Source organism: Mucilaginibacter sediminis (assembly GCF_051903035.1).
Lineage (GTDB): Bacteria > Bacteroidota > Bacteroidia > Sphingobacteriales > Sphingobacteriaceae > Mucilaginibacter.
This window is the reverse complement of record NZ_CP170602.1, coordinates 795,744-820,696: the sequence shown is the minus strand read 5'-3', so window position 1 is coordinate 820,696 and position 24,953 is coordinate 795,744. Positions and strand designations below refer to the sequence as shown.

30 protein-coding genes are annotated in these 24,953 nt (G+C 42.5%); 18 read left to right on the top strand and 12 right to left on the bottom strand.

Annotated features, from left to right (window positions below):
• Positions 1-3: 3 nt before the first annotated feature.
• Entirely contained in the window at positions 4-1,041 is a 1,038-nt protein-coding gene (locus ACFGVS_RS03150; protein WP_439699231.1) for an HNH endonuclease domain-containing protein, read from the bottom strand.
• 521 nt (positions 1,042-1,562) lie between these two features.
• Here ACFGVS_RS03150 and ACFGVS_RS03145 point away from each other — a divergent pair.
• The 5 genes from ACFGVS_RS03145 (at position 1,563) to ACFGVS_RS03125 (ending at position 3,877) form a co-directional block, all read left to right on the top strand.
• Positions 1,563-2,156 (top strand): hypothetical protein, encoded by a 594-nt coding sequence (locus tag ACFGVS_RS03145; protein WP_439697411.1) that lies wholly within the window; start codon positions 1,563-1,565, stop codon positions 2,154-2,156.
• Between the two features lie 63 nt (positions 2,157-2,219).
• Positions 2,220-2,348: a hypothetical protein gene (locus ACFGVS_RS03140; protein WP_439697410.1), complete on the top strand. Its 129-nt coding sequence runs from the start codon at positions 2,220-2,222 to the stop codon at positions 2,346-2,348.
• Between the two features lie 3 nt (positions 2,349-2,351).
• Entirely contained in the window at positions 2,352-2,519 is a 168-nt protein-coding gene (locus ACFGVS_RS03135) for a hypothetical protein (RefSeq protein ID WP_439697409.1), read from the top strand.
• A 4-nt stretch (positions 2,520-2,523) separates the two neighbouring features.
• A complete protein-coding gene (locus ACFGVS_RS03130) occupies positions 2,524-3,597 on the top strand; it encodes a DUF932 domain-containing protein (RefSeq protein ID WP_439697408.1) in 1,074 nt (357 codons plus the stop codon).
• A gap of 40 nt (positions 3,598-3,637) precedes the next feature.
• Entirely contained in the window at positions 3,638-3,877 is a 240-nt protein-coding gene (locus ACFGVS_RS03125) for a hypothetical protein (protein WP_439697407.1), read from the top strand.
• A 327-nt stretch (positions 3,878-4,204) separates the two neighbouring features.
• Here ACFGVS_RS03125 and ACFGVS_RS03120 read toward each other — a convergent pair whose 3' ends face one another.
• Entirely contained in the window at positions 4,205-4,558 is a 354-nt protein-coding gene (locus tag ACFGVS_RS03120; RefSeq protein WP_439697406.1) for a hypothetical protein, read from the bottom strand.
• A gap of 60 nt (positions 4,559-4,618) precedes the next feature.
• On the opposite strand from ACFGVS_RS03120, the gene ACFGVS_RS03115 reads away from it, so the two are divergent.
• Both ACFGVS_RS03115 and ACFGVS_RS03110 read left to right on the top strand, forming a co-directional pair.
• The gene (locus ACFGVS_RS03115) at positions 4,619-6,583 is read left to right on the top strand and encodes a DUF4365 domain-containing protein (RefSeq protein WP_439697405.1); all 1,965 of its coding nucleotides are present in this window, start codon (positions 4,619-4,621) and stop codon (positions 6,581-6,583) included.
• 21 nt (positions 6,584-6,604) lie between these two features.
• Positions 6,605-7,312 carry a hypothetical protein gene (locus tag ACFGVS_RS03110; protein WP_439697404.1) on the top strand — a complete coding sequence of 236 codons (708 nt, stop codon included), beginning with the start codon at positions 6,605-6,607 and terminating at the stop codon, positions 7,310-7,312.
• A 31-nt stretch (positions 7,313-7,343) separates the two neighbouring features.
• Here the strand turns inward: ACFGVS_RS03110 and ACFGVS_RS03105 are convergent, their stop codons facing one another.
• Together ACFGVS_RS03105 and ACFGVS_RS03100 are read right to left on the bottom strand one after the other, a co-directional pair.
• Positions 7,344-7,940 carry a hypothetical protein gene (locus tag ACFGVS_RS03105; protein WP_439697403.1) on the bottom strand — a complete coding sequence of 199 codons (597 nt, stop codon included), beginning with the start codon at positions 7,938-7,940 and terminating at the stop codon, positions 7,344-7,346.
• A gap of 11 nt (positions 7,941-7,951) precedes the next feature.
• Complete coding sequence (locus ACFGVS_RS03100) at positions 7,952-8,182, bottom strand: hypothetical protein (RefSeq protein ID WP_439697402.1); 231 nt, start codon at positions 8,180-8,182, stop codon at positions 7,952-7,954.
• A gap of 325 nt (positions 8,183-8,507) precedes the next feature.
• Between ACFGVS_RS03100 and yhhA the strand changes: the two genes are divergently transcribed.
• From yhhA to ACFGVS_RS03080, 4 genes are read left to right on the top strand one after another with little or no spacing between them, the layout of a single operon-like run.
• Positions 8,508-8,696 carry a YhhA family cyclophane-containing RiPP gene (gene yhhA, locus ACFGVS_RS03095; protein WP_439697401.1) on the top strand — a complete coding sequence of 63 codons (189 nt, stop codon included), beginning with the start codon at positions 8,508-8,510 and terminating at the stop codon, positions 8,694-8,696.
• A gap of 8 nt (positions 8,697-8,704) precedes the next feature.
• A complete protein-coding gene (gene yhhB, locus ACFGVS_RS03090) occupies positions 8,705-9,835 on the top strand; it encodes a cyclophane-forming radical SAM/SPASM peptide maturase YhhB (RefSeq protein WP_439697400.1) in 1,131 nt (376 codons plus the stop codon).
• On the top strand, positions 9,819-10,415 hold the full coding sequence (yhhC, locus tag ACFGVS_RS03085; RefSeq protein ID WP_439697399.1) for a cyclophane-containing peptide 2OG-Fe(II) oxygenase YhhC: 597 nt from the start codon (positions 9,819-9,821) through the stop codon (positions 10,413-10,415). The genes yhhB and yhhC overlap by 17 nt, the downstream gene beginning before the upstream one ends.
• Entirely contained in the window at positions 10,402-11,268 is an 867-nt protein-coding gene (locus tag ACFGVS_RS03080) for an aKG-HExxH-type peptide beta-hydroxylase (RefSeq protein ID WP_439697398.1), read from the top strand. The genes yhhC and ACFGVS_RS03080 overlap by 14 nt, the downstream gene beginning before the upstream one ends.
• On the opposite strand, the gene ACFGVS_RS03075 is transcribed toward ACFGVS_RS03080, so the two are convergent.
• Positions 11,222-11,983, bottom strand: coding sequence for a hypothetical protein (locus tag ACFGVS_RS03075; protein ID WP_439697397.1), 762 nt, complete (start codon positions 11,981-11,983; stop codon positions 11,222-11,224). The two genes, ACFGVS_RS03080 and ACFGVS_RS03075, sit on opposite strands and share 47 nt — an antisense overlap.
• The gene (locus ACFGVS_RS03070) at positions 11,980-13,347 is read right to left on the bottom strand and encodes an AAA family ATPase (RefSeq protein ID WP_439697396.1); all 1,368 of its coding nucleotides are present in this window, start codon (positions 13,345-13,347) and stop codon (positions 11,980-11,982) included. Before ACFGVS_RS03070 ends, ACFGVS_RS03075 begins: the two co-directional genes overlap by 4 nt.
• 486 nt (positions 13,348-13,833) lie before the next feature.
• On the opposite strand from ACFGVS_RS03070, the gene ACFGVS_RS03065 reads away from it, so the two are divergent.
• Both ACFGVS_RS03065 and ACFGVS_RS03060 read left to right on the top strand, forming a co-directional pair.
• Positions 13,834-14,154: an ISAon1 family transposase N-terminal region protein gene (locus ACFGVS_RS03065; protein ID WP_439697395.1), complete on the top strand. Its 321-nt coding sequence runs from the start codon at positions 13,834-13,836 to the stop codon at positions 14,152-14,154.
• Between the two features lie 122 nt (positions 14,155-14,276).
• Positions 14,277-15,440: an IS4 family transposase gene (locus ACFGVS_RS03060; protein ID WP_439697394.1), complete on the top strand. Its 1,164-nt coding sequence runs from the start codon at positions 14,277-14,279 to the stop codon at positions 15,438-15,440.
• 8 nt (positions 15,441-15,448) lie between these two features.
• On the opposite strand, the gene ACFGVS_RS03055 is transcribed toward ACFGVS_RS03060, so the two are convergent.
• The 3 genes from ACFGVS_RS03055 to ACFGVS_RS03045 are packed head-to-tail and all read right to left on the bottom strand — an operon-like array spanning position 15,449 to position 16,715.
• Positions 15,449-15,829, bottom strand: coding sequence for a DUF3592 domain-containing protein (locus ACFGVS_RS03055; protein ID WP_439697393.1), 381 nt, complete (start codon positions 15,827-15,829; stop codon positions 15,449-15,451).
• Entirely contained in the window at positions 15,805-16,053 is a 249-nt protein-coding gene (locus ACFGVS_RS03050; RefSeq protein WP_439697392.1) for a hypothetical protein, read from the bottom strand. Before ACFGVS_RS03050 ends, ACFGVS_RS03055 begins: the two co-directional genes overlap by 25 nt.
• Complete coding sequence (locus ACFGVS_RS03045; RefSeq protein ID WP_439697391.1) at positions 16,038-16,715, bottom strand: hypothetical protein; 678 nt, start codon at positions 16,713-16,715, stop codon at positions 16,038-16,040. The genes ACFGVS_RS03050 and ACFGVS_RS03045 overlap by 16 nt, the downstream gene beginning before the upstream one ends.
• On the opposite strand from ACFGVS_RS03045, the gene ACFGVS_RS03040 reads away from it, so the two are divergent.
• From ACFGVS_RS03040 to ACFGVS_RS03020, 5 genes are all read left to right on the top strand, one after another.
• Positions 16,701-17,291 carry a transposase gene (locus tag ACFGVS_RS03040; RefSeq protein WP_439697390.1) on the top strand — a complete coding sequence of 197 codons (591 nt, stop codon included), beginning with the start codon at positions 16,701-16,703 and terminating at the stop codon, positions 17,289-17,291. The genes ACFGVS_RS03045 and ACFGVS_RS03040 overlap by 15 nt on opposite strands.
• Before the next feature lie 66 nt (positions 17,292-17,357).
• Entirely contained in the window at positions 17,358-17,675 is a 318-nt protein-coding gene (locus ACFGVS_RS03035) for a DUF2625 family protein (protein WP_439697389.1), read from the top strand.
• Complete coding sequence (locus ACFGVS_RS03030; protein WP_439697388.1) at positions 17,632-18,009, top strand: DUF2625 family protein; 378 nt, start codon at positions 17,632-17,634, stop codon at positions 18,007-18,009. Before ACFGVS_RS03035 ends, ACFGVS_RS03030 begins: the two co-directional genes overlap by 44 nt.
• Before the next feature lie 224 nt (positions 18,010-18,233).
• Positions 18,234-20,144, top strand: a complete 1,911-nt coding sequence (locus ACFGVS_RS03025; RefSeq protein WP_439697387.1) for an AMP-dependent synthetase/ligase — start codon at positions 18,234-18,236, stop codon at positions 20,142-20,144.
• Positions 20,145-20,332: 188 nt separating this feature from the next.
• On the top strand, positions 20,333-21,535 hold the full coding sequence (locus tag ACFGVS_RS03020; RefSeq protein ID WP_439697386.1) for a DUF763 domain-containing protein: 1,203 nt from the start codon (positions 20,333-20,335) through the stop codon (positions 21,533-21,535).
• Between the two features lie 156 nt (positions 21,536-21,691).
• Here ACFGVS_RS03020 and ACFGVS_RS03015 read toward each other — a convergent pair whose 3' ends face one another.
• The 3 genes from ACFGVS_RS03015 to ACFGVS_RS03005 form a co-directional block, all read right to left on the bottom strand.
• Complete coding sequence (locus tag ACFGVS_RS03015; protein WP_439697385.1) at positions 21,692-22,690, bottom strand: family 43 glycosylhydrolase; 999 nt, start codon at positions 22,688-22,690, stop codon at positions 21,692-21,694.
• A 52-nt stretch (positions 22,691-22,742) separates the two neighbouring features.
• Complete coding sequence (locus tag ACFGVS_RS03010; RefSeq protein WP_439697384.1) at positions 22,743-23,276, bottom strand: DUF4142 domain-containing protein; 534 nt, start codon at positions 23,274-23,276, stop codon at positions 22,743-22,745.
• 192 nt (positions 23,277-23,468) lie between these two features.
• On the bottom strand, positions 23,469-24,947 hold the full coding sequence (locus tag ACFGVS_RS03005; protein ID WP_439697383.1) for a glutamate synthase subunit beta: 1,479 nt from the start codon (positions 24,945-24,947) through the stop codon (positions 23,469-23,471).
• Between the last annotated feature and the right edge of the window lie 6 nt (positions 24,948-24,953).

The following is a 24,953-nucleotide window of genomic DNA, read 5'->3' as shown; positions in this document are numbered from 1 at the left end:
AAATTAACCGTTCCAACCCTCAAATCCCCTCGTCGTAATCAGGTAATCACAGCTGTTTTTCAGTTGGGTGATTGCTGGTTCATGCCAGTCGCTTGTGTTATTGTAACCGAGGAGGGCGGTCTGGAGTTCTTTGCGGAACCGTTGCGGTTTGTGCATATGCAGGAGGCCCCAGTAGTGAGTGATGAGTTCCCGCCGGTTCTCGATGAGGGTGGGGCTGGGTATTTTGTCCCGTTTTTGGTTATTCAAGTCGGGCCTTGCCGGCAGCAAGTTCCACAGGTCGTTGTTCCTCCAGATGGTAAAGGGGATGATATGGTCGATATCATAGCGGTTGATGGTATCGCCGCTCCAGACGCAGCGAACCTTACCGTCGGTTTGGAGGACGCTTTTGTATAGGGATTTTGACTCAGCAATATCCCGTTCGGTGACGGGGCTTCGCAATACTTCATTAAGCACCTGGGTAGTGGTCAGGGTTTTGCCCGAGGCCTGTACGGAGAATTCAGCCCATTTAAAAAGAATGGCATCCGTTCCGTTGATAAAACTGCCGAGCACCTGGAAGGCTTCATAATATTCAACGGGTATAGAAAAAGTGCCGCGCTCATACTCATAAATGCAATAGAACTTATTGTAGATCGACGTGCCGATATATTTCATGGGCATCTGCGTGATCGTCGCCGCCAACTTCTTCTTCAACAATGCAAAGGTCGGGGCGATCTCCGCCGGTATATGTTTCAGGTCTCTATAGAACGCCGAAAAACCACCCCGTAATTCGTAATAACTTACAATCACCTTCAAGAGCCCCGCGAAAGCCAACTGCGTACTATTATTGATCTGCGGTACATTCACCAAGGGGTAATAATACAGCAGCCACTTTTCAACGAGTAGATCAAGCGGAAAATGTGCCCTACTATCTTTGATGATTATAAACGGCGAGTTATCCTCTATCAGTTCGATGGTCCCCCTGAGCAATGCGAACTTATACGTCGACGACTTATTATCCCGTGCCAGTATCTGGTTAATATGCTTAAAGGTCTGCTGATCCACAGCCTGCAATATCCGAATATTTTATAATTCAAACTCCATTTCCAAAATTTCAATTTTTAATGCGGTGCCTATGGCCCAGGCTCTCCGCTCTATCTGCCACGCAGGATGCCGCTGCGATCCTTACCGCAAGCGGCTGATTTTCGCTCTCGCTCAAAACGTCCGCCCATTTAGCGCAAAAGCATCGCCATTCAGGCCATAAGTCCCGAATGCCTCCGCACTTGCGAAACACTACCAGTAGATAGCTTTTTGGACAGCTATTCACAAAATCAAAACGAGTAAAAGAAAACAAAATTCGGCACTGTTAGCCGAAGATCGTTTGCAGTAGGCAAAAAGACTACGGCATAAACGGCTGCCTCCCCAAAGGGTCCCCTCCAATTATTCCGTTTCCTTTTTGCCGCGTGACGTGCCTGGAAAATTCCGCTTTCTTTTTCTCCTTTTTCTTTTGGAAAAAGCTTTTACGGGAAAGGGGCGAAAGAGAAGAATTAACGAACAAATTTTTTAACTCTTTAATGCTAAGCAAAATGAAAACAGCAGAAAAAAATGCAAAACAGGTACAAGGTACTAACGCAAAAAACACAAACGCACCAAGAACCGAGAACCGCCCGAACATCACAGGAAAGGAAGCCAAACAAGATGAACCCGCAAAAGATGAAAAACCCGCCGTTGCTGCGGAAGTTGAGGCAACCCAAACCGCCGAAGCAACGCCCGATACTACCGTTGCAGTGGATAACCAACCCGCTAACCCTGCACCCGAACAGCAAGAGCAGCAGGTAGCGGAAGAACCACAAAAGGAAATCCGTTACATCATGCCACCACGCAACGTGGAGCAACGCATCAAAGACGTGGAAAACCTGCACCGTTTAGCCACGCAACGGGTAAACCTGATAACCCGCAAAAAACAACTGGAAGCCTTTGAAGTGGCTTTGACACAGGAAGCGGACGAATTGAACGACAATCCATTTCAGGGTTGCAAACTGATTATCAAAGATGATAAGAACCGTGAATTTGTGACCACAACACCGGGGCTTATCCGTTTGGTTACGCAATTCATCTATGATGCCTGCGATAACAAACTGGCCGAAATTGAAGGAAATATCATTTTTCCCGCTAACTAAAAAATCTATGCCCCTGCTTTGGCGGGGGCATTTTTTAAGGTTTCACAAAAAACAGGAATTAAGATGTACCAGCAATTTATAGAGTTGACCGACCAAATTTTTTGGGAAGGCTACGCCGAGCAACTGGCCAAAGAGAACCCCGCACGCTTCCAGCTTGAATTAACCGAGTTTTTGAACACTTACCAGTTTTAAGAGATGGAGGATAATATTTATTTATTGGTGAAAGTGCGCATCGAGCACACGCATGTTAAGGTACATGACGCCATATACGAAATACAGAATAATTCGGTTTGCACGGTAACCGATACAGAAACCGTCAAAATTATAGAAACGGAAATAATGGATTATAAACTAAAATCATAATATCATGGCACATCAGATAAATTTTAACGAGAAAACAGGCAAACACAGCTTTATGAGCGTAAAGGAAAAAGCCTGGCACAACTTAGGTCAAATTATCGACCATTACCCCACCAGTAGCGAAGCGATAAAATACGCAGGTCTGGACTATACCGTAGAAAAACGTAACCTGTTTACCTTTGGCGATGATACCAGCCCTGAAACAGAGGATAACGATGTGGTGATGGAATGGCGGGTTGATGTACCGAATTATTACGCAACCGTGCGCACGGATAGCGAGCAGATTTTAGGCGTAGTGGGTAATGATTACGAAGTTGTACAGAACCGTGATGCGTTCAGTTTCTTTGATGCTATTGTAGGCGGTGGGGATGGCATTTTGTACGAAACTTGCGGGGCGTTGGGCAACGGTGAGCGCATATTTATTACCGCCAAATTGCCGGGTTACATTAAAGTAGGCAATGACGACCTGATAGAGAAATATCTCTTTTTAACCACTTCGCACGATGGTTACGGCAGTATTACCGCAGCGTTTACACCCACCCGCATCGTTTGTAACAACACATTACATGCTGCATTGGGTAACATGTCCAACTGCGTAAAAATACGCCACACGCAAAGCGTACAGGAGCGTTTAAAACAAGCTCATCAGGTGATGGGAATATCTAACACCATGAGCGACCAGTTAAACGGGATATTCAACCGTTGGGCACTTATCCATATTACGGATAAAGAGGTTCTAAAATTGGTGCAAAAGGCAATGGCGCCGAGTAAGGAAGTATTGCAGAAGGTGATAGACGGCGAAAATATGGACGAATTTTCCAGCCAGTTTTTGAATACCGTTGAAAAGGTTTGCGAGTTTGCATTTAGCCACCCAACACAACAAACCGACACTACAAGGGGAACGCTGTTTGGGGCATACAACGCTATCAGCGGTTACATGCAAAATGTCAAATCCTATAAAAGTGAAGAGGCCAAACTAAAATCTATCTTGTTTGGCAACGGGTTTAACAAAACACAAACCGCCTTTCACCTTTGCCAGCAATTTGAACGAACAGGCGAAACGCAACTGATTTTAAACTGATTTATGGGGCGCAAGCCCCATTTTATTAAAACCATTAGCCATGAAATATTTAACACACCATATCAACCACCTGACCATTTATGCGATAGTGCTTTTAGTGATCGGCCTGTTGATATGCTACACCATCGGCAGGCGCAGATTTAATCGCCGTGGTGTTGCAGGCCTGCAATATTTTAACACCTATGCCCGGGCTTTAATAATTACCAATTTGGAAAGGTTACTTAACCTTATTGGCATGCTGCTGATTATAGTTGCAATTATTTTGTACCTGATAAGATAGGGATTAAGATTTTTTAAAATTGCCCGGCGGCGGGCTACGCCCGCCCGATACGCCCCCTGTTTACATTGCTGATTATTTTTAGCGGTGTAAACAAGGGGCGTTTGCTGGAAATATATTACAGGCTATCATTAGCCTTGCTGACAGAATGGACAACTATTAATGGAGTTTTGATAATAGCCCCCGCCATGAAAATCTTGAACACGCTCAGTAGGATGCTCATGTCCGACTATACAATTGGCAGGGATATAGTTTTCGATGATCAGCGTGTAATTGAAAAATATGTCATTTAACATTTGATTGAACGTACCGGAAGCGCCCTTGATCCGGTCATATAAGTGCATGGTCGATAAAATCGTACTTGTCTAAAATAACATAGATGAAGCGATCACTCTTTCCCTGAAAAAGTTCCATGGTTTCCTGCACATTAACGTCTCCCGAATAATTTACTTCTTTTAAAAGTTGATGAAAAGAGGCAAGCGACTGGTTAAGGTCACTCGGCCGAAGGCCATGCAGAAAATAGCTGGTTAGATCCGTAGGCCGGCTGGCATGATAACAACGGATAGCCTGAAAGTTATTCTTTAACCATGCTGTAAAATCATTGCGGCTGACACTTTTTTTGATATGAAATAGTTCCTTCCGGGTGATGGAATCTTTCGCGAATATTTTAGAGGGTTCGGGCATCCTTAAAGATACGAAATTGCACCGTCTGTTTTCTTATATTTGACTTTTACCCTTCGCACCATGACCAAACCTAAACGCCCTGATGAACATATCACCGACACCAAAGCCAAGAAATATTTAGAAAGACATATACCCGATGAATGGTTTTATACCGTTCCAGGTATGGATTACGGCATAGATTATCAGGTGGAGATCGCTGTTAACAATCAGGTTACCGGGCTTAACTTTTCGATCCAGCTAAAAGGGCATAACAAAAGAAGTAAAGGCGATTTTGCAAAGGCTGTGATAAAGCATACGACGCTAAGTTATTATAAAGTCCGCTTGGAGCCAGTGATGATAGTTGTTTATGAGGCTGAAGCAGATGAAGCTTATTGGGCGTGGGTAGATGACTTGGATGTTGATCTGTCTAAAGGAAATAAGGAATATACGGTTAATTTGCCAAAAACCAGGCTGGTGAAAGATATACAGTGGGGAAATATTGTTAATGATGTTCAGCTCATCTTTAGCAACAGAACATTTATAGATGGATTTGACATTTCAAAGATTCACAACAATGTGGAGTTAGCAGCCTGGAAAGTCTATTATGATAATGATTTCGAGCAGGCGGTCTATTTATTCCGTCACCTCATTCGGGATGGTTTTGGGAATTTTAATATTGAGCAAGCACTTTGCTGGAGTCTTTATCAAACGTTTCGTTATCATGAGGCGTTGAGCATCATCAATGAGCTTGTTAAAATTAAAACCACGGAGAATTTATTGCAGATGAAGGCCTGTATACTTGCCGAATATGGGATGAATGATGGTGACAAGGGAAAGATCATACAGGCACGAGACCTATTTAAAGATTCTATATCACCGACTGCTCCGGCGATGATCTATTATAATTATGCCAATACGTTAGGTGCTTTGCATGACCACGAGAAAGCGATCAAACTATATCGGATCAGTTTACAAAAAGACCCCAACGCTGCGCAAGCCTGGAAAAACCTCGGTACTCAACATGGCTATTTTGGGGATTTTGAAGATGAGCTGAAATGTTATGATACCGCATTGTCAATTAACCCCGGTTTACAGCCTGCTCTTTTTAGTAAAGGGGTAGCACTGGCACAAAATTTTGGCAAATACAAAGAAGCACTTACCTATTTTGAACAAGTTCTTTCCACTAAAAATAACTTAACTCAAGTTTACATCAACGGATTGTTTTGGGTGGCTGAGGCCTATGAACAGGTTGGCAATCTTAAATCAGCATTATATTGGATCGACTATGGGTTGAATTTCTCCGGTTCTAACCCTTACTTCCTAAATTTTAAATCCAATCTTTTAGCTAAATATTGGCCTGACCATCAGGAACTGAAAGAGCAGGCTGAAAATTTCTTTAATTACAGGATCGAACTTAGCAATGACAGCCGTAGTCTTTACCATCTGATCAGATTAAAAAATTTGGACTTTGCGAGTGCTTATCCATTATTACAGGACAAAACACCACTTTATAAAAATGTTAACTTTCAAAGTTTGATCGACATTGAGTTTGATCTGGATATGGCCTTGTCAACTTTATTACAATTGGAACTTTATGCTGAATTTAAGAAAGACCATCCGGTGCATCGGTATCTTAACCACCTCATCAGCGGGTATTTTTCACTAGGAATTGAGTTTTGGGATCTTTTGGAAGTGGTATGTGCTTATGCGTTCAATAAAGGTATCCTGGCTTACGCTGAAAATAATTCCGGTGTGAAACTGGCAGGTACGATCTTTCAAACGCTGGTGGAATGGGTGCCGCGCTTGGTGCCGGAACTGATCGCCATGGAGCCTGAGCGGAGCAAAGCAGACATCGATGGTGCAATGGCTACAGTTATTGACGGCTTACCGACCATTGTTTTCCGAGAGGTGGGTGCTCAGAGTGGCTTTCTTACTTTCAAAATGAATTTGGACGCCATAGATCCTGCTGAATATTTTACAGATGAGTTGCAAAGTAAAATAGTTTATAATACACTAGTCGCCTTGCATGGCTATTTTAATGCTTAACTAACCCTACACTCGGAAACAATGCTTAACAATTTGACTTGGAACGGGAGTAGTTTCTGGCACGGCACCTCGACCATTTTTTTGGATTCCATCCGTGCTACCGGCCTCGGTGCGATTAACCCAAGTACTGATTGGAAATTGATTGACCTTTTAAAATTCCTTTACGCGGAGATTCGGCATTGGGATATCAGCCACCCATCATTGGATATAAACCGAGCTTCTATAGAAGCATCCATTGCTCAAGGCGATCTTGAATACCACGGCCTGACTTTAAACTACCGCCATGAAGGGATCTACGTTTCGGCAAGTCAAATGCGGGCGGCGTATTATGCCTGCATGAATACCGTAGGCAGCGAGATCCTAGAAAAGTGTTTGATCCTTATAAGTGTCCTTATTCATGCGGGTAGAGAGCCCGATATTCCAGCGGAACTTGATGTGTTAGATATTCGCCGGTATTTAGCGATATCGGCCAAGCCGGTTATGATCGAAGTAAATGGAGTGTCCGACGTTGATCTAATTTTGGAGAACGGCAAGGAAGCCGGTCAATTACTGCAAAAATTACGAAATGAATTCCCGGCACTTCCTATTCCCGAACAATTTGAACGACTGCAATATTGCAATTTCCGCTTATTAAACCCCATTCCGGTAGCGGATTTAAAGTTTTATGAAGTAGACTTTGAAGGGAATCCCAGGAACAGAAACTTCCAATATTATCTATCCCGTATCTGATTTGAAGAAAACGTGAGAGTGCTGTGGCTAATTAATATTTTTCATGATTGACAGCCGTGGCCAGGTCAACAATTTCGTTAGCTTCTGATCGGCGTTCTTGCATGATGGCTACATAATCCCTAGTGAAAAATTGGTTAGCATTCTTTTCTTTAGCTAAAACCAATCTAATAGCGATAATCGCGTCCAGCAGCATTTGAAAAATCGCGCTGAGCAAGGTCGTTGTGCGTTCATTTACGTGGAAAGAGGAACTACCACGTTTCCTAAGTTCACCTTCCCACTTTGTATTTGTCATAAACGCAGCATTAACTTCACCATACATCACTCCCAGGCCATGCAATATCGAATTTCTGCACCGAAATGCGGGTTTGGCGATTTGCGACCAAAGATTAATTGCTGCTTTTAGATCGTTATCAGCGATCTTGATTGAAGCGGTAAGTAGCCTATCGATCAATATGGACACCGGGAGCGTGTCAGTAGAAGGCTTTTTTGCTTCAACGTCTTCACCAGTCAACGACCAGATTACTCTTTCCAGCCAAAATTCGATACTACCGGCAAGCACGGCTATCGCGCCAAACTCTTGGAGTCTTTTCGGTGTTAAGGTTTTTAGTAGTTCTTCAGCTGGTGTCATTAAAGGATGAGTTAAAAAGATGAGCCTAATTTATGCTGGAGGTTTTTCTGAAAACTATCCAAATACGGCTTCGCTGCCGGGGTTTTCGTTAATTCTTCTGTTACAGTTTCGGCGATAGCTTTGAGTTGCTTCTCATAAAGAAATACCGCGAAATCGGCCGGGTTATTATCTGCGGTCAGTTTATCGCCGGATTGCCTTGTAAATTCGCCTTTTAGTTGTTGGGTAAGTAGATTATTAAGCATAGTTCTTTTTGATAAAATTAAATAAAAAATCAAGGATTTCGGGTTTTAGAAAATATGATGCTATTTTTCAAAATAATGAACGTAGCGATGAAACGCAGGATCACGAAATCAACAAACAAAAAGACAAACATTATATAATTGATAATAAGTTGATTACCAAAAATAGAAGTCCAAATACAAAACAGAAAAACAAAATTATCAGAAAACATCAGCAGAAATAACACAAAACAACAACCGTAAATAAATAACTAAAAATCAAACCATTACGAAATAAAAAAAATAAGGCTATTTTTATCCATAACTTTACCTGCTAATCGAGGCTTTTATGGAACAAAATAACGAGGAAAAACTTCAAAACAATGCCGGGGAACAACAGACCCAGCAAATCGTTATCGATCATACCAAAATGGATAACGAAGTGTTAATACGCCTAATCGGCGAGATCGATTTTGAGAACCAAAACCGCATCCATTCCTACAACAGAACCCATAACCGCCATAACCGCGGGAGATAACATTAATCTTGGAAGCATTGATCGATACCGTATTGTTAAAAGTAGCCAGCAGGTGCAATATAGACTGTACCTATTGCTATGTTTATCATATGGGCGATGATAATTGGTCACGGATGGGCAAGTTCATGAGCCCGGAAACAATTGAAGCCACTGCACAAGAACTTAAAAAGGTGGCAGACCTTCAGGGTAAGCCATTTAGTGTCGTATTACACGGCGGCGAGCCGTTTTTGTTGGGAGCGCAGCGTTTAAATTATTTGCTGGCTACCCTGAGAAATTCCCTGACGCAAGACTTTACTATCAGTATCCAAACCAATGGCGTACTAATCAGCAACGAAATCTTGGACATATGTTCTTTTCATCGCGCCAGCGTTGCAGTGAGTATTGACGGCCCGAAAGAGGTGCACGACCAATGGCGCGTAGATCATGCCGGTGGCGGTACTTTTGAGGCGGTGATCAAAGGTTATGAAATTTTAAAATCACATCCTGATCATCTTTTCTTAAATGCCGGACTATTAGCTGTGATCGACCCGTTTTCTGACCCCGGAGAAGTTTACCGTTTTTTTAAATCATTGGATGCACCGAGTGTAGATTTCCTATATAGAGATGGCAATCACGACCGCCTCCCCTTTGGTAAAAAAGCCTTGTATTCTACCGAATATGGAAGCTGGATGTCGGAATTGCTTAAAATTTACTTGGCCGACCATAACCCTCTGCCAATACGCGTATTGGATGATATGCTCAAAGTGCTATTAGGTGGCATGGTTAGCAAAGAGGGCTTAGGTGTTACTGATTTTGGTATTTTAATCATCGACACGGATGGCTCATTGACAAAGAATGATACGCTGAAAAGCGCGTTCAATGGTGCTGATCAATTTGAACGACGGGTTAATATTACAGATCGGAATCTATTCGATTTTGTCAGCTCTCCCGCATTTACGGCTTATCGGGAAATGCAACGACCTTCTAACGAAAAATGCCTGCGTTGTCCATATCTTGACCTTTGCGGAGGTGGCATGATCTTACACCGCTGGAAAAAAGAAACTGAATTTAATAATATTTCCGTTTACTGTGCCGATCAAATGCTGTTGGTAGACGAAATGAAAAGCGCACTGGAGAAGATATATGGAAACGTTGCCTGAGGTCACCGAAATACCGTTAGCTGGAATAGTAACGAGTGAAAATCCTTTCCCGCATTTTAGTATAGATCGGGTGCTTCTGAATGACAGCGCAACCGAACTCTTGGCATGGTTTGAAACCACGGATCTGTGGTCATTCACCAAAACTAATTTTTACACACAATATGAATTTAGCCTGGTTAGCTTAGACCTACCGGAACCGCTAAAGTTTTTAAATCGTGAAGCCACATTAAATTACCTTTCAGAAAATTTTGGAGCTCATTTCGGCAAGTCATTAAAAGTGATTGATATTACAGTGCACAAATTGATCAATGGTCACAAAATGGGCGTACATAATGATTTCATCGGCAGCGCCGAAACCCACCGCCTGGTTGTTCAGATTAATGATCACTGGAGCGATGAAAAAGGCGGTTACTTAATGTTGTTTAACTCCAAAGCGCCAACGGATGTGGCCAAGATCATTCGACCATTGCACAATACAGGTATTGGCTTCGAAATATCAGATCGGTCTTACCATGCCGTTTCTGCCGTGCATGATTTTACCCGTTATACATTAGTTTACACTTTCAATGCTGTTGACTGAACAGTTTAAATCCGATATTGATCATTTTATCCGGCAGCCTTTCCCGCTTTGGGAAAACGAACTCACTGCCAAGCTGGTTAATTCGGCGTACCTGAAATTGGAAAGCGCGGGGATACATGATCGGCCTGCCTATTCCACTACAAAGGTCTTGACCGGCCAGGATGCGGAGGTGGGTAAACAATTCTTAGCAACATATGGACGTAATGCAATCTACCTGGAAGAACCAGATGAAATTGGCCTAGCCGAATTTTACGAAGAACATGGCTTATTACCTTTAAGTAAACGGCAATTAATTAAAGAAAAGGCAGCAACTAAATTGAAAGCCGCTTTATTGCTGTTAGCATCCGTACCTGAGTGTATCAATTGTATAACCAGTCTGGTCAATTGTATTCAAATCATAGCCAGCGAAGGCCCGGATTATGATACCAGTTACAGCCACCCAAATTTGCCCTTCACGATATTTGTATCAGTTTGCATAAACAATGATAATACTTCCTCTCTTCGCGTAGCAGAAGGAATTTTACATGAGGCAATGCATCTAAAATTAAGCCTGATCCAACAGCATATTGTTTTAATTCGATCAGATTTGGCAGAGACTTTTTACTCGCCTTGGCGGGATGAACAACGGCCGTTAAATGGCGTTCTACACGGGATATTTGTGTTCAGGGCCATTCAAGAGTTCTTTAAAATACTCAATAATAATCCTTCAATAGATAATCGGACTAGAACGCAACTATCTTATAGGATAACCGATATTTACGAAGAATTTAAAATGTTGCAAAATTTTGATAAGTGTAGCAGCTTAACTAAAGATGGGGCCAACCTGTCAGCAAATCTATTGCCATGGAGCTAAATTCGGCTTCTGGTAAAATAGCCTCCTGTAAAGTCGTTCTAAACTCACTGATTTTTGGATGCGTTAGTGGCACACCACTTTCTAACAGCAGGTCAACAGCATCTCTGATATTTACAAGTTTGCGATATAGGTTACGACGTGCTTCATCCAATTGCGGACTGCGCAGGCCTAATAATTCTATATTTTGTTTACCTCTTCTGTTAATACCCTTAATCTCTTCATTTTCAAATCGGATAAATGACCTTGGATTTTCAGTTCCCGGATTTATCAATAAATTATTTTCGACCCTAGTGTCAAGATGATTCCGATTTCTCCGCACACGTCCTACCAACGGAAAAAAATTACGTTTTAATGCGCTATTTAACGTCGATTTAGCTAAAAAAAGGTTATCCCAATCATAAGCCATCCAATAATATCCTGGATAAGTTGCTACGCCCGAAGGCCATGCCTCGACCATTCCTTTAGGACGGAAGTGTTCTACATGGAAGTCATCGTGAACAAATTTTGCCTCAGAAAATGCGCATTTACCATGTTGCCTGGCAGTCAGTGTTAATTTTACAGAGTCTGATTTATAAGCCGCCGTGAATGAAAAGGTTGAAGTACCATTATTGTAAGCACGCCTATTGGCAACGTATAGTGGATTATTGATGCCATCGTACCTGGTTTTAGCCCTCGCAAGTGCAACCGGTGCTGCACCTTTGTTGATTTTGATCATTTGATGATACCTTTTTCTTTTAACATCTTGGCTGCTTCTCTGATCTGTTGCATTATTTTATCATCTTCATCACCTCCTTCAAGTGGAAGACTGTCAATTTGGTCATTCAAAGAATTTAATTGTTCTTTTTCGTTTGCGGTCAAGTTATTTTTATCGATAAGCATGCGACGCTGTTCGATGGTCTTTTCAGCAAATGGAGACCTGTCGCTTCCTAGGCCAAAAAGCTCGCTTGTAACGATCTGACCAAGCCTCCAACCCTTAACAATTAAAGGTTCATTTTGAATTAATACTTCATTTTCACCACGATTGAGAACACATAAATTTTCCGCTTCGGAAGCCTGTGCCATAAAAGGACTATGGGCAGTGCAAATGAACTGAGTGCGTTTGAAAGTACCCGTAAGTTTTTCCCTGATCAACCGCTGCCAGCTCGGATGTAAGTGAAGGTCAATCTCATCAATGATAACAATAGCCGGTTCTTCAAGTGGGTTTTTGCTGTCCGGGTTTTGAGCTAACATCTTTAAGGCGAGGTCAACGATCCAGGCCACCATGGTTTTATAACCCAAACTCATATTATTAAGGGGTACCTCGCCATCGGTTGTCTTAATCTTTACGGTTCGGGTCTTAGCGTAAGTCTTTATAGATTTGGTCGATTCAACTCCCGGTAATAAGGATACAAGTAATGTCTTTATGTTTTCCAGGAATATTGCCTCTTTTGCGTTTGGCCCTTCCTGAATGGCTGTATAATCATAGTTCAGTAATTGATCTTCCGCGTCAAATAATTCACCTGTTTCTGAAAAGAGGTTACCTACAGGGTCGGCTAATTCAAGTCTTTCTGTGTTCTTTAGCTCCATATGGCGACCCGCACTATAGCCGTAGATATAAGGGGCATGAAATTCATCAACACCTGTTAAAGTAGGAGTAACTTCCTCCAGTTTTCCGTTATTCGTTTTAAAAGATATTGAATATTCTAAAAAGTCACTTTCCTTCGGAATACTGCCTAGCTCTGTTCCAATGGTCATTTGCGCTTTCACAGTACTGATGACTTCACCGCCGATACGCGCTAATTGCTCATAGTCTGTATCACTTTCCAAAGCGTCCATTGATGATTTTACGGCGATTTTATCTCCCTTTATTTTAGCATCATTTTTTTTCTTCTTATCTGTTTCCTCAGCTGTATCCATCCAGGCAACACATTTGAGTAAAGTAGTTTTACCAACACCATTATTCCCTAATATCAATGTCCACGGAGATATGGTACCATCAATACTTTTCAGGTCGAGTTTTTGTTTTTTTCCAAAGCATTTAATATTCTCAATTTCCAAATAGGAAATATACATTGGTTTTATATTGCGCTTTTTGCTCATTTACAAGAGTATTATCAACGGTAAAGATAGTTAATTGTAGTTAACAGTGCAGAGGGGTGAGATTGACAAATGGGAAACGCTAACCGCATAAAATAATACAGTAGCCGTGATTGGGCTCGAACCAGGAACCCACCAATTTTTTGATCCGATTTTTGGTATATTTGGGTACAAAATAGTACTTTTACAATGCTTGAGCGGTCAGCGACCAAAGCGGCGACTAACATCGCCAGTGCCTCTTGCAAGTGATTGATAATCAGCGAATACAGACATAACCATAGTAGCCCAGGTGGGCGCACAAAAGGAAGTTTTTGCCCAATGATGATCCCTGTAAATTGCTGATTTACAGGGATTTTTCTTTTTTAGCAATCCTTCTCAATCCTTCTGAATACACCACTTAAACGAGTAAAACGGGGATCAAGCAAAATAATTGTGGGGGAGTAAAAAAAGTATTTGTTTTGGGGATAGGAATAACAAATACGAATACCCTTGACAGCAGCATACGAAACCCTTGTCCGTTTAATCTTACCTGAAGGTCTTTTAGAATATTTTGAACTTATGGATGTTCGCTCATCTGAGAGCGGGCAATTGAACATTTACCTGGAAGAAAAGAACCTTGTTCCATCAGGTTATGAGAAGCCACAACTGGAATCCAAGGGCTTCTTACCGGAAACGGCCATACAGGATTTTCCTATTCGCGGTCATAAGGTTGCCCTGTGTATCAAAAGACGCAGATGGGAAGTAAAGGATCAATCCGAAAAGTTTCAGTCCTTACGAATGCACACCTTTTTTCAGTTTTTTATTGCTTAAAATCATTAGTGTCCATTAAAAAATAAAAATTGTTCTTTGAAATCATTGATAGTCTATTAGTTAAATGCTCATTTAGCGCGTGACGATTTGAATTGATTAGGTTAGTCGGTCAACCGACAAAAATGAATCAAGGTAAATACGTTTTCTCGCAATTATCAGAGTTTCTTCCCCAGCGTGTATTTGATGGGATTGTAAAGAAGTATGACGGGGATAAGTATGTAAGGCACTTTTCCTGTTGGAACCAGTTGCTCTGTATGCTGTTTGGTCAACTTACAAACCGAGATAGCTTACGTGATCTGATCATTACGTTGGAAGCCCATAGTAAAAAATCATATCATTTAGGTCTTGGAAAAAGCGTGACCCGAAGTAATCTTGCCAAAGCCAATGAAAACAGGAACAGCAAGATATTCGAGGAGTTTGCTTATCACGTGATCGGCATCGCCCGGAATAAACGCGCTAATGAAGATTTTGAGATAAAAGGCAAGATATATGCGTTTGATTCGTCCACCATAGACTTGTGCCTAAGTGTATTTTGGTGGGCAAAGTTTCGTAAAACCAAAGGGGGAATAAAAATTCATACCCTTTTTGACATTACAACACAGATTCCAGCCTTTATACACATCACTTCAGCTGCGGTAAATGACATGAATGCTATGGATTATATCACCTATGAAGAAGATGCTTACTACATTTTTGATCGTGGTTACGTAGATTTTTCCAGGCTGTATACCATTACTCAAAGAAAGGCTTACTTCGTGATCCGTGCTAAATCGAGTTTAAAATATCGAAGAATATATTCCAATAAGGTTGATAAACCCACCGGAGTGCTGTGCGATCAGACAGGAAGATTGACAGGCTTTTACACTGGCAAAGATTATCCTGAAAAGCTGCGAAGAGTAAAGTATTATGATAAAGAGAGCGAAAGGACTTTCGTTTTCCTGACCAATAATATGGAAATAACACCCGCTCAGGTTGCGCTTCTTTACAAAAATCGCTGGCAGATAGAACTTTTCTTTAAATGGATAAAGCAGCATTTGAAGATTAAATCCTTTTGGGGTACCTCTGAAAACGCGGTCCGTATTCAACTCTATTCAGCAATTATCGCCTACTGTCTTGTGGCAATAGTCGCCAAAGACCTGAAAACCGGTCGTTCAACCTACGAAATGTTACAGGTAATCAGCATATCGCTACTGGATAAAACTCCTGTAAATGACCTACTTAAAAAGATAGACTACAAAGATGTCAAAGAACTAAATTGTAACCAGCTGTCACTCAGCTTATTTTAAGTGGACAGTCATGTTAATATATAGTAAATTACTACACCTGCTAGTATCGCCACACCTATCAAGGCAAGTACCCATCCGAATATTTTAGTTGAAAAGTTATCAATTATAAAATGCTTTTGATCTGCAGGGTCATATATTATTTTGACAATGTCCCCTTCTTTATATGCTGAAGGATTAGAGCCAACATCGTATTCTTCAGTTATCCAGTTTTTATCTAAAGTAACATACCTAATTACCGGATAGTATAAAAGCATTCGGTCTGTTCCGCTGCTTAAGCGCGCTTCTAATCTGAAAACAACACCATCAACCTTAATTCCGGATTCCAATAATTTACGACGTTCATTTATTTTCCCTATCCCCCAAACTATAAGAAAGGTTCCACCGGCCAATCGCGGATTACCGGTAAAAAATCACGGTGAACGCGCATAAAACGCCAAAAAAGGCCATCCAATATATCCCGCCATGAGCCCTTTTTCCAATCGCCCATTTTTAACAGGTAGTTGCTGCCGCTGATGTAGGGCTTGGTGGTCGTCAAGCCTCCATCTGCAAACTGGGGCATGCCGTAGGTATTAGGCACCATCACCCAATCATAGGCATCTATATACATTTCCATAAACCACCTGTAAACATCATCGGGTCAAATTCGCAAAGCAAAAAAAAGTTGCCCATCACCATCAAACGCTCTATATGATGGCTATATCCAGTGGCCAGTACTTTTTTAATCGCCACATCAACCGGATGAATACCTGTGGTGCCCATCCAAAAAGATTTAGGAATTTTCCGTTTAAATCCCCAGTAATTTTTTGTGCGCTGCTTTACGCCTTCGCGTTCATAAACAATATGAATAAACTCGCGCCAGCCCATTATTTGCCTTATGAACCCCTCTAATGAGTTCAGGGGTATCTCCTCGCTGGCGGCCTTATCTAAAGCTTTATCAATTATCTGCTGCGGATTTAACAGGCCGATGTTAAGCATAGGTGTGAGTACCGAATGGTAAAGAAAACTTTCATTGGCCACCATGGCATCCTCATAAACACCGAAATGATGCAGGCGCTGTTTTAAAAAATTATCCAGCCATTCATCCGCTTCATTAAAAGTTGTTGGATAAAAACCACCCAGGTTGCCAAACGGCGATGAGGTGCTGCCATAATTACCGGCAAAATACTTGTCGACATATTGCCTGGCTTCCGTTACAGAAGCACGCTGGCAGATGCGAATGAACGCCGTTCTGCTGATTTCTTCGAAGACCTGTACCATGAATTGTTCAAACATCATTTTGGTGTTTTACCGGACAGCCTGTCTAAGACTAAACTGTCTAACAAGCTATTTATAGTCGATTCAACAACAATAACGTTATTTTCCGAGATTTTTAAGGATTGCGGAAATGCCAATGCCAATGGAAAAAAGAAAGGAGGCGTTAAAGCCCATGTTTTGATCAGGGCTAAGGATAACGTTCCTTGTTTTATTAACATTACCAGTGCCTCGACCAACGACAAAACGGTAATGCCCAAACTGGAATTGCCCAAAGGCTCGATCCTGGTTATGGATAAAGGCTATAACAGCTATATGCCCATGGCTGAATGGACGAAAAAAGGCATTAGTTGGGTAACCCGCTTAAATAAAAGAGCAAGATGGGAATGTGCAGAAGAGAAACAAGTGAGTGAAAAGATGGCTGCCCATGGTGTGCGCAGCGATAAAATCATATTGTTAGGTAACCCCGAAAAAGCTCATAAAGTGCCGTTGCAGGAAGCCCGGTTGGTTACTTATTATGATGAAGAAACAGGCAAGGAATTCGAGTTTCTTACTAAAAGTTTTTATTTGCCCGTTTGTTTACTTTTGGCTATCACTTAAAATGAAAAAACAATCCTAATCCTTTTTCTTTTTGCTTTTGCTCTCCCGGCTGTCGCGCAAATAAAGTTGCGGTCTGTTGCCGAATTAACCAATGATACATCTGCCTGGCCCTTGCTTTTACAAGATATAAAAGCGGCGAAAAACAAAGTCGAAATTTTGCCTGCATTCAATGGCAAAGATGCATTATATCAAACACAAGTAACCACTCACTCGTACATGGGCGCGGTTATTTATTTTACCGGCGGGATATTGGTTGATAATGGCTGGTTACGCATATTAGGATCGGGCAGCGAAAAATTAAAACGGAGCCTCCCAGGCTGGAATAAAGGCAAAAGTTTTAATGAGTTTAGGCGAACAGCCTTCATTTTTACTGATAGCAGATGATGCCGGCGGCGGGCTTTTTGCTGTCAACGGCGGCAAATTTGGTACCGATATGGGCAAAATTTATTACCTGGCACCTGAACACTTAAAGTGGGAAGCGCTGCATATAGGGTATACCGAATTTTTGAACTTTTGCTGGTATGGTGATATAAACCATTTTTATGCTGGCCTGCGATGGAAAGAATGGCAGGCAGATTTGAAGAAGTTAAACGGTGACCAGGCTTTTAACTTTTACCCATTTTTATGGTCGGAGGAAGGAAAAGATATCAACAAGGTAAACAGGGCTGTTGTCCCGATACAGGAAGTGTATGATTTCAGGATGGAAAGCATTAAATAACACGGATCATGAAGATAAATTATGCCGGACGGGCGGGATCAATGAGGTTTGTTGGCTTAGCCCCGCGACGAGCGTATTCATCAGCGTTCAAAACCAGCCTTTATTTTAACGTTTCGAACAGGCCAGATTTCAAACCCTTTCGCTATTTGCCACTAAGAAACCTTATCCCAATTGTTTTTTGTTGCCAAATAATATAAGTTTGTTGGGAATATCCAATTATACTGATGAGTTATACAACCGAGCTTACAACTGTCCCATCGTTTATACGCAATACCGTTGCCAATATCCATCCCGAAAGTCATACATTTTTAATCCATAAGGTTAAAGATACCTGGGTGGAGATTACTTATGGCGAGGCGCTGGAAAAGATAGATGCCGTATCGGCCTGGTTATTAAACCTGGGCATCAAAAAAGGCGACCGGTTGTCGCTAATCATCGAGAATGGGCCAAATTATGTTTATTACGACCAGGCATTACAGCAGATAGGTGCGGTAAATGCATCGATATACCCTACCCTCACCGAAACCGAAATTGAGTATATCTTAAACGATTCGGGCGCAAAAACCATCATTACAGGTAATCCGTTCCTGCTTCGCAAGGTGCTTAAAATAGCCAATAACTGCCCCGAGCTCATTCGTATTATACCGGCTTTTGATGATTTTGAAAAACACAGCGGTAAACATACGCTCAACGCCGGTGTAATTGGTTTTGATGATGTGATTAAAGAAGGGCTGGCTTTGGTGAGCCAATATCGCCATGCTATTGCTGCCGCCCGCGAAGCTATTTTACCTACCGACCTTTCCTGCCTTATTTATACATCAGGTACAACAGGTATCCCTAAGGGTGTAATGCTTACGCATTATAACCTTACCCAAAACGCGCTAAATAGTGTTATCCAAATTCCTTTTGTAAGCAAGGATGACCGCTTTTTATCGTTCCTGCCGTTATCGCATGTATTTGAGCGTACAATTTATCATATCGCAATTTTAAAAGGGTCGCAAATTGCTTTTGCCCAAAGTTTGGAGCTGTTAGCCAAAAACATGGGCGAAACGCAGCCTACCATACTATGTTGCGTGCCGCGCCTGCTTGAGCGTATTCACGATAGGGCTATTAAAAGTGGCACATCTGCGGGTGGTTTAAAAACCAAAATATTTTTATGGGCATTTGAAATTGGCAAAAAGGTACGTTTGATACACGAAGCCGGTAAATCGCCGGGCCTTATCCTTAAAGCACAACATGGCATTGCCGAAAAATTGGTTTTCAGTAAGATAAAAGAAAAAACCGGTGGCAAGCTGCAGTTTATGGTATCGGGCGGAGGCGCACTGCCCAAAAACATAGGTGAGTTTTTTGGCGACCTGGGTATTGTAATACTGGAAGGTTTCGGATTAACAGAGACATCGCCCGTTATGGCTGTAACCGAAAGGCACAGGGTTATTTACGGCACTGTGGGCCGCATTATTCCGGGCATTGAGGTAGCCATCCAAAATGTAGAAACCAAAGAAATTTACTCGATACAAACCCACGATAATTTTAAGGAAAATACAGAAACCGAGGAAGGCGAAATTATTGTTCGCGGCCATTGCGTAATGAAAGGTTACTGGCATAAACCCGAAGAAACAGCCATGGTTATCGACGAAGATAACTGGTTTCATACCGGCGATATCGGCCGTTTTTACCGCGGCAACCTGCAAATTACCGACAGGCTAAAAAACATGCTGGTAAATGCATACGGCAAAAATATATATCCTACACCGGTTGAGAATACCTACCTCAAAAGCCCTAAAATTGAACAGGTGTTTTTAGTGGGCGATAAACGCGAATACATAGCCGCTATTATAGTGCCTGGTAAAGAAGGCTTGCAGGAACAATTCGGCCTCCAGAATGATTTTTTTGAGCGCCCGGAAGTATTTATCGATGATCAGGAAATTGTGGACTGGATAAGCCAGGATATCCGCAAATTCAGCAACGAGCTCGCCAAGTTTGAACGTATCAAATCATTTAGGATAAAACGTAACCCTTTCAGCATGGAAGAAGGCGAAATAACCCCAACTATGAAAGCCAAACGCAAAGTAATTGAGAAAAAATATGCTGCCGAAATAGATGAGCTGTACGCAGGTGAAACGGAAGAAGATTAATTTAATTTGAGAATTTGAAGATTTGAGAATTTGAAGATGCTTTTGGTCTGAACCACTATTTTGGGGATTAAGGGATTGAAAGGATGGATTCCAAATCAAATCCGAAAAATCTGCTTAATCCGAGTTCAGAATAAATTTGTTAATCCTGCAGGCCCCTTAAATCAAAAACAAATGCTAAATTTGTTAGCATGAAGCGATCCGGCAGTGCTGACTTACCTTTACACTATGGCTATGTACCCACATGGCTTGCCGAGCGCATGGCAAAGTTAGGCCTGGCTGTAATTGAAAACATCGTAATGGATTATGGCAAGGACGAGGTTTTACGCCGCCTGAGCGATCCTTTCTGGTTTCAGAGCCTTGGCGCGGTTATGGGGATGGATTGGCACTCATCGGGCATAACTACATCGGTAATGGGCGCTTTAAAAAAATCAGTAAACCCGCACAGCCGCGAACTGGGCATTTATATTTGCGGCGGCAAAGGCAAACATTCCAAACAAACCCCTGCCGAGTTGTTAAAAATTGGTGAAACCACCGGACTTGACGGCAACCACCTGGTACGATGCAGCAAACTAAGCGCTAAAGTTGATAACACAGCCATTCAGGATGGTTTCCAGCTGTATACCCACAATTTTATCCTGAGCGATACCGGCAAATGGGCCGTTGTACAGCAGGGCATGAGCGATGCCAGCAGCACGGCACGCCGCTACCATTGGCATTCGGAGCAATTAACATCATTTGTTGATGATCCGCATACATCCATCTACGGCAAAAATACAGGCCTGATCCTGAACATGACAGATAAGCTGGCCGACACCTCCCGAAACGGGGTAATGCAGATAGCCGCCGAAAATCCGGAAGCCATGATCAAAGAGATCAGTCACCTGGTACTGCCCAACCATCATGATGTAAAAGCCAGGGACGTGGATTTGAAACGCCTGGGTGCCGTACTTTGGTTAGCGCATGAAAAGCAACCTGCTGATTTTGAAGATTTATTACTATTACAAGGCCTGGGGCCACGTACCCTGCAATCGCTGGCATTGGTAAGCGAGGTTATACACGGAACTCCATCCCGGTTTAAGGATCCGGCAAGATTTTCATTCGCGCACGGCGGTAAGGATGGCCACCCCTTCGCCGTACCTACCAAAGTTTATGATGAAACTATAGGCGTCCTCCAAAATGCAATACACAAATCGAAACTGGGGTTATCAGAACAAAACGAAGCCATCAAACGCCTCCATAAAATAGCCGAGAATGCCGAAAAAGATTTTACACCCAACGCCAATTTTGACCAGGTAATTGCCAAAGAGCGTGAGGATTCATGGAAATACGGTGGCCGCACCGTATTTGGAAAAGCAAAGCCACCGGTACAACAGCAATTGAAATTATTTTAGCATCTTCCGCTATCGCGCATCGCTCCCGCGAGCTTCCAGCTCGTGGGGTACATGGTTTCAGCTTTCAGCTGAAATAGTTAAGCCATAGGCTTAAACCAGGATGCCCACGAGTTACGCTGACGCTAACCTCGCGGGAGTTAAAGGCTTAACAGGTTGTCATTTATCCTCGGCATATTTCCATTCCCCCGTTTTTACATCTATCTTCCAGGGCTGTGGCTTTGGCAGCCATAACTTACCATCGCCTATTTCCAAATGCATCCACAGGTAGCGCGAATCCCATTGGGCTTTTGGACGCCACTGGTCGGCCATAAAAATCACGGTGGTACGTTTTGTACCAACAACCTTCACCATCATGGTAGATTGCGATCCATAAGTATTTGTTTCGGGCGGGGCGATATCTTTAAACTCCGACCATGGCCCGCTTAGCGATGTTGCCGTAGCATATTTGTTAGGATTGGGATCCCAACCGGTAAGTGCCGATCCAATGGCATAGTAAAGCCCTTTATAATGCACCAGGGCGCCACCTTCCAAAGGCGCTTTAATAAGGCAGATCTCTTTTTCAACGCTCAGGTAATCGTCCGATAGTTGTGCAATATGGAAGCCTTTGGCCCTATCCTCAAATATCAGGTATGCCGAACCGTCATCGTCAACAAACTGGCCAATATCCCGGCTTTGCTCCCCTAAAGGCCTAAAGCTTTTAAGGTACTTGTAGTCGCCATCTATCTTTTCACAAACCGCAACGCCAACACGGGCAGCTTTGTAGTTGGCGCTATCCATATGCAGGTACATCACATACTGCCTGTTCTTTTTGTTGTAAAAAACCTTTGGCCGTTCTAAAACAAAGCCTTTACCAAAGTTTGCCGGGTCGTCTGTTTTGATCACTTTGTTCCGGAACGTCCAATTCGTAAGGTCGGGAGAGGAATAACAGGCTACGTAGCGTTTGGCGGGATCATTGTCTTTTGCCCGGTCTTCGCCAAACCAGTAATATAATTTGCCAATTTTGATAATGCCGCCACCATGGGCCTGTACATGTTCGCCCCGGTTATCGGGCCAAACCTCACCCGGCTTTATAGCAGAAACTTGTGCAGAAACCTGTATTTGGCAGGCAATTAAAACCAGCAAAAAGGCAATAACTGAACGTTTTTTTAATAGCATGATTTAGATAGGTATAGCCCGCAATTTAAACATTACCCTGCTATAAAATAAACTATTTTAACGCCAGCATAATCATCTTAGCCGAATCAAGATGCGCTTGTAACGATGGCATATTCTTATTGGCAAAATCAGATAGGTTTGAATTTTTATTGAGTGAGGCTGTTTTAAACAAGGTTATCTCCTGTTCGTGCTGGTTTACAATTAGTTCCATATAAGCTTTATCAAAATCGGCCGCCTTTTTTTGTTCAAGAACGGCAATTACTTGTTGATGGCCGGCATTTATGGTATCGCTGGAGGTTACAAAGTTATCAATCTCCAATTTTTTTAAATTATCGGCAAGCAAAGTATGGTCGTCAATCATCGCTTTGGCAAACTGAATAACCTGTTGATTTTTTGAGTTGGAGATAGCCAAACCGGAAGCTTTTACGGTGGTCAGGCTGGCCTCAGCGCCATTTTTAAAAAAAAGTATTCCGGCGTCGTCAACGAGTGCTTTATTGTTGTAATTGTTTGCGCGTTTGTTGCTCTCACATGATGGTATCCAAATGAGGGTAACCAAAATCAATAATAAGCCGGTGAAATACTTCATTTATAAATTGATTATGCCTTGTTTAGATTTAACAACAAAAGGGGTAAGTGGTTTACTAAAGTGGCATAATTAATATTGATTAACCATAAACAGCACAAAATAACCCATCAAAATAAAACAAAAAACCACGCTGCGATACCCATAAAAGAGTACGCAGCGTGGTTATATATCTTCAGCAGATCAGGCGTTTTCTTAAAACACCTGGTCAAACTGATTAACGGCATCCTTACTTTCCAGCAATGAGTGGCCCATTAAAAACTCATCAACTTTGCGGGCCGTTTCGCGACCTTCGGATATTGCCCAAACAACAAGTGATTGTCCGCGGCGCATATCGCCGGCAGCAAATACTTTACTTACGTTGGTGCGGTAAACGCCTTCTTTGGCTTTAACGTTTTTGCGGTCATCCAGTTCAACGCCTAATTGAGCTAACAGGCCTGCAGGCTGCGGATACAGGAAACCCATGGCCAGGAACACACGCTGACAAGGAATTTCACGTTCTGATCCTTCAACCACATGGAATTTTACAGGGCGGCCCATAAAATCCTGCTCCCACTCTACATCTACCACTTTTAACGCACGCAGGTTACCTTCGTCGTCGCCTAAAAACTCCATGGTGTTTACGCCCCAGAAACGTTCGGCGCCTTCCTCATGCGAACTGGTGGTTTTAAGCACCATTGGATATGTTGGCCATGGCATGTGCTGTGTACGCTGTGCAGGTGGCTGAAACATCACCTCAAACTGCTTAATTGATTTTGCTCCCTGGCGGTTTGATGTACCAACACAATCGCTGCCGGTATCGCCGCCGCCAATTACTACTACATCTTTGCCTGTGGCCAAAATATCATCCCCGTCAACTGCAATATCGCTTACACGTTTGTTTTGCTGTTTCAAAAAGTCCATTGCAAAATGGATGCCTTTTAATTCCCTGCCGGGGATCATCAGGTTACGTGGTACTGTTGAACCACCCGCCAGTACTACAGCATCATTATTGCGCACCAATTCATCAGCGGCAACGTTAACACCTACTTCACTGTTCAGCTTAAACACCACACCATCTTTTTCCATTACTTCTATACGGCGTTCTACTACAGTTTTCTCTAATTTGAAATCAGGAATACCGTAGCGCAATAAACCTCCCGGTTTGTCATCGCGCTCGTAAACTGTTACTGCGTGGCCTGCCTTTACCAATTGAGCTGCAGCAGCCAAACCGGCCGGACCAGAGCCTATTACAGCTACTTTTTTGCCCGATTTTACTAAAGGCGCAGTTGGTTTTACCAGATTTTTCTGGTAAGCAATTTCAATGATATGCTTTTCAATTTCCTCGATAGCTACAGCCGGCTTGTTGATACCTAACACACATGCAGACTCGCAAGGTGCAGGACAGATACGACCTGTAAACTCGGGGAAATTATTAGTTGATGATAAAATATGGTAAGCTTCTTCCCAGTTTTGACGATACACTGCATCGTTAAACTCCGGGATAATATTACCCAGCGGGCATCCCGAATGGCAAAAAGGGATACCGCAATTCATACAACGGGCCGATTGCTGGTTCAGCTTCTCGTCGGTATATAAATTAACAAACTCTTTATAGTTTTTTACGCGTTCAGCAGCGGGAACCTTAGTTGGTAATTCCCTGTTAAACTCCTGAAATCCTGTTGGTTTTCCCATTGAAAT